Annotated in this window: 7 protein-coding genes; 6 read left to right on the plus strand and 1 reads right to left on the minus strand. The window is 68.2% G+C overall.

All coding sequences use genetic code 11. The features are described 5' to 3' along the window. The 6 genes from DBR20_RS16245 to DBR20_RS16270 form a co-directional block, all read left to right on the plus strand. Nucleotides 1–633: mitochondrial fission ELM1 family protein (locus DBR20_RS16245; RefSeq protein WP_258223398.1), on the plus strand; the 633-nt coding region annotated here is incomplete at its 5' end. Nucleotides 634–711: 78 nt separating this feature from the next. After that, complete coding sequence (locus tag DBR20_RS16250; protein WP_100460003.1) at nucleotides 712–930, plus strand: hypothetical protein; 219 nt, start codon at nucleotides 712–714, stop codon at nucleotides 928–930. A gap of 57 nt (nucleotides 931–987) precedes the next feature. Continuing rightward, a complete protein-coding gene (locus DBR20_RS16255; protein ID WP_108266939.1) occupies nucleotides 988–1,839 on the plus strand; it encodes a DUF2145 domain-containing protein in 852 nt (283 codons plus the stop codon). A gap of 18 nt (nucleotides 1,840–1,857) precedes the next feature. After that, a complete protein-coding gene (locus DBR20_RS16260; protein WP_108266941.1) occupies nucleotides 1,858–2,349 on the plus strand; it encodes a hypothetical protein in 492 nt (163 codons plus the stop codon). Between the two features lie 33 nt (nucleotides 2,350–2,382). Then, nucleotides 2,383–2,898 (plus strand): hypothetical protein, encoded by a 516-nt coding sequence (locus DBR20_RS16265; RefSeq protein ID WP_108266943.1) that lies wholly within the window; start codon nucleotides 2,383–2,385, stop codon nucleotides 2,896–2,898. A gap of 74 nt (nucleotides 2,899–2,972) precedes the next feature. Continuing rightward, entirely contained in the window at nucleotides 2,973–3,533 is a 561-nt protein-coding gene (locus DBR20_RS16270; RefSeq protein WP_025878224.1) for a queuosine precursor transporter, read from the plus strand. 410 nt (nucleotides 3,534–3,943) lie between these two features. Here DBR20_RS16270 and glnE read toward each other — a convergent pair. Further along, on the minus strand, nucleotides 3,944–6,697 hold a 2,754-nt coding region (glnE, locus tag DBR20_RS16275), incomplete at its 5' end, for a bifunctional [glutamate--ammonia ligase]-adenylyl-L-tyrosine phosphorylase/[glutamate--ammonia-ligase] adenylyltransferase (RefSeq protein WP_108266945.1).

The following is a 6,697-nucleotide window of genomic DNA, read 5'->3' on the forward strand; positions in this document are numbered from 1 at the left end:
GACGTGGTGGTGGTGCCCGAGCATGACGCCCTGCGCGGCAGCAACGTGCTGACCCTGATCGGCAGCCTGAACCCGGTGGACGATGACTGGCTGGCCTGGGGCCGCGCTGCGTTCGCCAGCTTCAGCACCCTGCCCGGCCCCCGCACCGCGCTGCTGGTGGGCGGCCCCACGCCGCTGGCACCGTGGGATGAGACCGCGATGGTGCACGTGTTCCAGGCGCTGGCCGAACAGATCCGCAGCGAGGGTGGCAGCCTGCTGGCAACCACTTCGCGGCGCACGCCGCCGGCACTGGCCGAGATCCTGCGGGCGAAGTTCGCCGACCTGCCGCATGTGATCTGGGGCGATGGCGGTGACGGCGTGAACCCGTATGCCGGCCTGCTCGGCTGGGCCAACCGGGTGGTGGTGTCGCCCGATTCGGTGAACCTGCTGTCCGAGGCCAGTGCCACGCGCATGCCGGTGATGGTGGCCCTGGCCGATACGGCGCAGGGACGGCTGGCGCGCTTCCAGCAGCAGCTGCGCGAGCGCGGGCGCTTGCAGTCACGCTGGCTGGACTGGCAGTACGACCGCATCGAACCACTGCGCGAGACCGCGCGGATTGCCGCCGAGGTCAAAGCGCGGCTGGCGTTGGGATGACGCCGTCCAGCGTTTTCTGAACATTTCGATCCAGCAGCGCGGTTAGAGTCCAGCCTCCCCCTCGGACTGGACGTCCCCATGCGTACCCTGCTTCTGCTGCCGCTGGCCCTGCTGGCGGCCTGCTCTACCACCCCCACCGAACTGGACCCGTTGTCGCACGCGTGCCAGCAGCAGCTGGATGCCTACCGCGAGCAGCCGGCGCTGCGTAATCCGCGCAACGAGCGCCCGCCGTTGCCGATCGCGCCGATCAGCGATACCTGCGACAAGGAATTGCGGCGCAAGGGCGTGGAGCGCTGATTCCAGCGATCCGGGTATGATCGGCGCGCGGGCCTGCCCGCCTCTGGAGCGGTATACATGGAACGTCTGCATCGCCTGCGCTGCGGCCTGCTGTTGTTGATGGGCCTGCTGGCTTCCGCGCCGGCATGGGCCGACAGCGGCACCTGCCTGGAGCGCTACCCCAGCGTGGCCGCGCAGGCGGCGATGTTCGATGTGGCGTGGACCACGGCCGAGCGCCTGGATGCGCTGCCCGACGTGGAGGTGGTGATCGCCGCGCGTGGTGGCCAGGATCTGACCCGCTATGGCCTGCGCCACAGCCACCTGGCCTTCCTGCTGCGCGAGGACGACGGCCGCTGGCGCGCGATGCACCTGCTCAACCGCTGCAAGACCGACAGCTCGCAGCTGTACCGCGAAGGCCTGGGCAATTTCGTCGGAGAGAGCGGCACCCATACCGATCTGCGCATCGGCGTGCCGCCGCCGGCGTTGCAGCAGGCACTGAAGCGGATGCTGGCAGCACCGGCGATCCAGCCCAAGGCGCTGCACGAATCGAAGTACAACGTCGTGGCCTACCCGTTCGCCACCGACTTCCAGAATTCCAACCAGTGGATCCTGGAAGTGCTGGCCGCGGCAATGGCGCAGGCTGAAGGTGGCCCGGTCATCGTCAAGCGCGAACAGGCGCAGCAATGGCTGCGCGCGCAGAAGTTCCAGCCCAGCGTGCTGCATATCGGCCTGGGCAAGCGCGTGGGTGCGCGCTTGTTCGTGGCCAACGCCACCACCACCGACCATCCGGCCAGCGAACGCATTTCCGGCAACTACTCAGTGGTGACGGTGGAATCGGTATTCGACTTCCTGCACCAGCGCAGCCAGCTGCAGCAGGAACTGACCATTGCACATGCGACGGTCGACGGCACCGCCGCCGCTGCGCCCTGACCTGGCAAGGAGAAGATGATGCGCAACCTGCAGTTTTCCGCGATGGCCGTGCTTCTGTGCGGCAGCCTGTTGTCCGCAGCGCCGGCACATGCCGAGCGCCGCATCGTGATCATCCAGAACAGCGTGCCCGAAGGGCCGAGCCTGGAGATGTCCGCACCGATGGTGGCAGCTGCGCAAGCGGCGGCGGCCAAAGAAGCCGAAGATACCGGCGTGCCCGCGGGCCAGGGCGCGGTGAAGCTGCCGCAGATGCAGGTCAGCGCCATTTCCACCACCGTCGATGGTCGCCGCGAGGTGCTGCTGCAGGACGCCAGCAACCCGCAGAACACCGCCTCCATGCAATGGCCCAAGCGCCCCGGCGACCCGGCCGTGCAGTTCAACGTCGGGCAGACGGTGAACTTCCAACCCACCGGATCGGGCAACGGCTGGCAGGTGAGCGACAACCAGGGCCGGCCGCTGGAATACCTGCCCGAGGCCACCGGCCCACGCGATATATTCGATACGCAGCGCTGAGCCGCTGCTTCTCTTCCCGACCAGGAGGTCACCATGCTTCGTTCCCTGCGCGCCCCCGCCGCCGCCCTGCTGTTGTCTGCCCTGACGGTGCCGACCGTGCACGCCGGTGCCGCCCCGCACCTCAACAGCGGCCAGGCCAGCGTGCTGGTCACTTCATTGATCGTGGTGTCTGTTCCGCTGGCCACTTCGATGGGCCTGGCCGCGCTGTCCAAGGCGCCGTTCAAGGCCAGCGAGCGCAATGGCAAGGTCGCCGAGCGCACCCCGGCGGTGCCGCTGCCGCCGATGGAAGTGAAGCAGGTGGCGACCACCGCCGCCGGCGAGCGCCAGGTGCATCTGCAGGTGCCGGACAAGGCCGACCAGACTGCGACCCTGCAGTGGCCGGCGATTGAGGGCGATGACCCGGTGGCCGGCTTCGTGGTCGGCCAGCAGGTGCGCTTCGACCCGACCGATGCCGGTGCCGGCTGGACGGTGAAGAACAGCGACGGCAAGGCCCTGGCCTATGTGCCCACGGCCTATGCCGCCGGCGACGCGCTGAGCGAACAGCTGTAAAGCTGAACGGCCGTTTTTGGCTTTGCGGTGGGCCGGGCGGATAATGGGCGATCCCCTTTTTCCCCTGGCTCGCCATGTCCGTGCGTCCTGCGCCTGTTTTTGCCCCGTTGACCGCCCGCGCCCTGGTGCTGGCGGTACTGGCCATGGGCGCGGTGGTGCTGCTGTCCAACGTGCTGGTGCAGTACCCGATCAATGACTGGCTGACCTGGGGTGCTTTCAGCTACCCGGTCGCGTTTCTGGTCAGCAACCTGATCAACCGCCGCTTCGGCCCGGGCCCGGCCCGCCGCGTGGCGTGGATTGGTTTCGCGGTGGCGGTGCTGCTGTCGGTGTGGGTGGCGACGCCACGCATTGCGATCGCTTCGTGCTCGGCCTTCATCGTGGCCCAGTTGCTGGACATCACCGTGTTCGACCGCCTTCGCCGTGGCAGCTGGTGGCGCGCACCGATGGTGGCCACCACCTGCAGCGCGACGGTGGATACCACCATTTTCTGGTCGATCGCCTTCGCCGGTTCCACCCTGCCGTGGGTGAGCTGGGCGGCGGGCGACCTGGCGGTAAAGCTGGCGATCGGCGTATGCCTGCTGGCCCCGTTCCGCGCGCTGCTGTGGAAGATGGCGCCGCTGCGCACAGCGGGCTGACCGCCGTTGCCCTGGTAGGTGCCAACCTTGGTTGGCACGATCCGTCAGCGTTCATGGCGCCGGCAACAGCGTGCCAACCAAGGTTGGCACCTACCAAGAGCATGCCATCGCACGGTGGATGCCAACAGCAAACCTTCGCCCGGTAGGTGCCGACCGTTGGTTGGCACGATCCGTCAGCGTTCATGCCGCCGGCAACAGCGTGCCAACCAAGGTTGACACCTACCAACAGCAAGCCATCGCGCGGTGGATGCCAACAGCAAACCTTCGCCCGGTAGTTGCCAACCTTGGTTGGCACAATCCGTCAGCGTTCATGGCGCCGGCAACAGCGTGCCAACCAAGGTTGGCACCTACCAACAGCAGGCCATCATTCGGTAGTTGCCAACCTTGGTTGGCATCCACACCACCTGCACTCAGGCGAACGGCAGGTCCGCGGCGATGCACGCGGCGCTGATCGCCGCACACGCGTCTTCGATGGCCGGCGTCGTCGGCGCCAACCGTGGCCTGCGATCCAGCGTGCAGGCCAGCCCTACTTCCAGCAGCGTCGCATGCGCGCCATGCAGCGCTTGGGCGGTGGCTTCGGGCAGGAACTCCGCCGCTGCCAACGCGTCGATCAATGCCGGTGTGGCACGCGGCTGCAGCAACGCAGGTGTTTGCGCACTGCGCGCCAGCACGCCGGTCTGCAGCAGGAATTCCAGGTCGACCACGCCTCCTGCGCCCTGCTTCAGGTCGAGCCGTGCGGCATCGCTGCGGTCCAGTTCGGTGCGCATGCGCCCGCGCATCTTCAGTACATCGGCATACAGCGTTGCGCGATCACGTTCGCGGCCCAGCGTCTGCGCACGCACCTGTTCGAAATCCTGCAACAGGCTGGCATCGCCAGCCACGCCGCGAGCGCGCACCAGCGCCTGGTGTTCCCAAGTCCATGCGCGTTCGCGCTGGTACTCGGTGTAGCTGGCCAGCGAAGACACCAGCGAGCCCTTGCCACCATCCGGGCGCAGGCGCACGTCGATGTCGTACAGGCGGCCGGCGGCGGTGACCGCAGCCAGCAGCGCCATCACCTTCTGGGCCAGGCGCGCATACCAGCGGCCCGGCTCCAGCGGGCGCGCGCCATCGCTGGCCTCCACGCCGGCGGGATGGTCGTGCAGGAACACCAGGTCCAGATCCGAACCGAAGCCCAGCTCCAGGCCGCCCAGGCTGCCGTAGCCGATGATCGCGAAGCGACCGCCGGCAATCACGCCGTGTGCGGCCTGCATATCGGCCTCGGCCATCGCCAGCACGGTGACCACCACCGCCTGCGCCAGTTCGGCCAGTTGCCGGGTGCTGTCGACCGCGCCCTGGCGTCCGTCCAGCGTGGCCATGGCCATGCGGAAACTGAGGGCAAGGCGCGTTTCATTGAGCCAGCGCAGTGCCGATTCGGGATCTTCAACCGTCAGCACCTGCTGGCATTCGGCCAACATGCCGGCTGCATCGGGCATCGGCCCGGACACGCGCACGTCCAGCAGTTCGTCCAGCAGCAGCGGATACGCGGCCAGGCGTTCGGCCAGCAATGCGCTGCGTGCGAGCACGTCGACCAGGCGCGCAAGCGCGCTGGGTTGTTCGTCCAGCAGCGCCAGATAGCTGGTACGGCGCAGCACTGCCTGCAGCAGGCCGAGCACGCGCTTGAGTGCGGCATCGGGCTGCGGTGAACGGGTGGCGGCGTGCAGCAGTGCTGGCAGCACGCGGTCCAGGCGCGCACGCGCCGCATCGGACAGCGACTTCACGCCGGTGCCCTGGGCGAAATCACGCAGTGACTGATCGGCGCCATTCGCATCGAGGAAACCGGCCTCGGCCAGCAGCGGTGCGTTGCTGCCCTCGGGCAGGCTGCGCCAGTAGTTGGCCAGCGCATCCGGCGCGGCCTGGCCCTTGCGCGGGGCCAGCAATGCGGCGAACTCGGTACTGACGCGCTGCTGCTGCACGGTCAATGCAGCGCGCAGCGCATCCCAATCGGCATAGCCGAGGCCGATGGCAATGCGTTCGCGATCCAGCACATCGGACGGCAGCACATGGGTCTGTGCATCGCGCAGCATCTGCAGGCGATTTTCCAGCCGGCGCAGGAACAGGTAGGCCTCGCGCAACGCGGCGCCATCATCGCTGGCGATCTGCCCGGCAGCGACCAGCGCATCCAGCGCGACCAGCAGCCGCCGCTCACGCAGCGCCGGCTCGCGGCCGCCGCGAATGAGCTGCAGTGCCTGGCACAGAAATTCGATTTCGCGGATGCCGCCGGCGCCGCGCTTGATGTCGTCGTGCATCTCGCGGCGCGCGACTTCGGCGGTGATCGCCGCCTTCATTTCGCGCAGGCCATCAAGCGCGGTGAAGTCCAGGTAGCGGCGGTACACGAACGGGCGCAGCGTCTGCAGCCAGGCCTCACCAGCGGCGATATCGCCCGCCACCGCGCGTGCTTTCAACCAGGCATAGCGCTCCCAGTCGCGGCCTTCGCGCTGGAAGTACTGATCCATCGCTGCGAATGACAGCGCCACGCGGCCGGCGCTGCCGAACGGGCGCAGGCGCAGGTCGACGCGATGGCTGAAGCCATCGACGGTGGTTTCATCCAGCAGCTTGGCCAAGCGCTGGCCGAGCCGGGCGAAATATTCTTCGGCCGCCAGCGCGCGCGCGCCGTCGGATTCACCACCCTGCACGTAGGCGTAGACCAGATCGACATCGGAACTGAAGTTGAGCTCGCCACCACCCAGCTTGCCCAGGCCGAACACCACCAGCTGCTGCGGTTGACCGTGGTCATCGAGGATCACCCCATGGCGCTGGGCGAACTCCTGCTGCAGGGCGTCCAGCGCCAAGCGCAGGCAGTCCTCGGCCAGCGCGGTGGCACCGGCGAGGGTCTGTGGCACGTCGTCCAAACCGGCCAGGTCGCGCCAGATCAAGCGGGTCGACATCGCCGTGCGCCAGCGGCGCAGTTGCGCCGGCCAGTCGCTGGGCTGCAGCGGGTCGAGCACGGGGGCTGGCAGGGGCGGACAATCGGGAGTGGCCAGTTGCGTCAACAGGCCGGGCTGGCGCACCAGGGTATCCATGGCGAAATCGCTGGTCACCGCCAGCCGGGTCAGCATCGGCTGCAGCTCGGCCGGGATGGGATCGGGCACTGCCTGGGCCAGGCGCGCCAGTGCGCGGTCGACGAG

It is taken from the genome of Stenotrophomonas sp. HMWF023 (assembly GCF_003060985.1).
In the GTDB taxonomy this organism is placed as follows: domain Bacteria; phylum Pseudomonadota; class Gammaproteobacteria; order Xanthomonadales; family Xanthomonadaceae; genus Stenotrophomonas; species Stenotrophomonas lactitubi.

Coding starts and splice junctions, on each gene's coding strand:
- DBR20_RS16250 (WP_100460003.1), top strand. CDS start 712: ATGCGTACCCTGCTTCTGCTGCCGCTGGCCCTGCTGGCGGCCTGCTCT.
- DBR20_RS16255 (WP_108266939.1), top strand. CDS start 988: ATGGAACGTCTGCATCGCCTGCGCTGCGGCCTGCTGTTGTTGATGGGC.
- DBR20_RS16260 (WP_108266941.1), top strand. CDS start 1,858: ATGCGCAACCTGCAGTTTTCCGCGATGGCCGTGCTTCTGTGCGGCAGC.
- DBR20_RS16265 (WP_108266943.1), top strand. CDS start 2,383: ATGCTTCGTTCCCTGCGCGCCCCCGCCGCCGCCCTGCTGTTGTCTGCC.
- DBR20_RS16270 (WP_025878224.1), top strand. CDS start 2,973: ATGTCCGTGCGTCCTGCGCCTGTTTTTGCCCCGTTGACCGCCCGCGCC.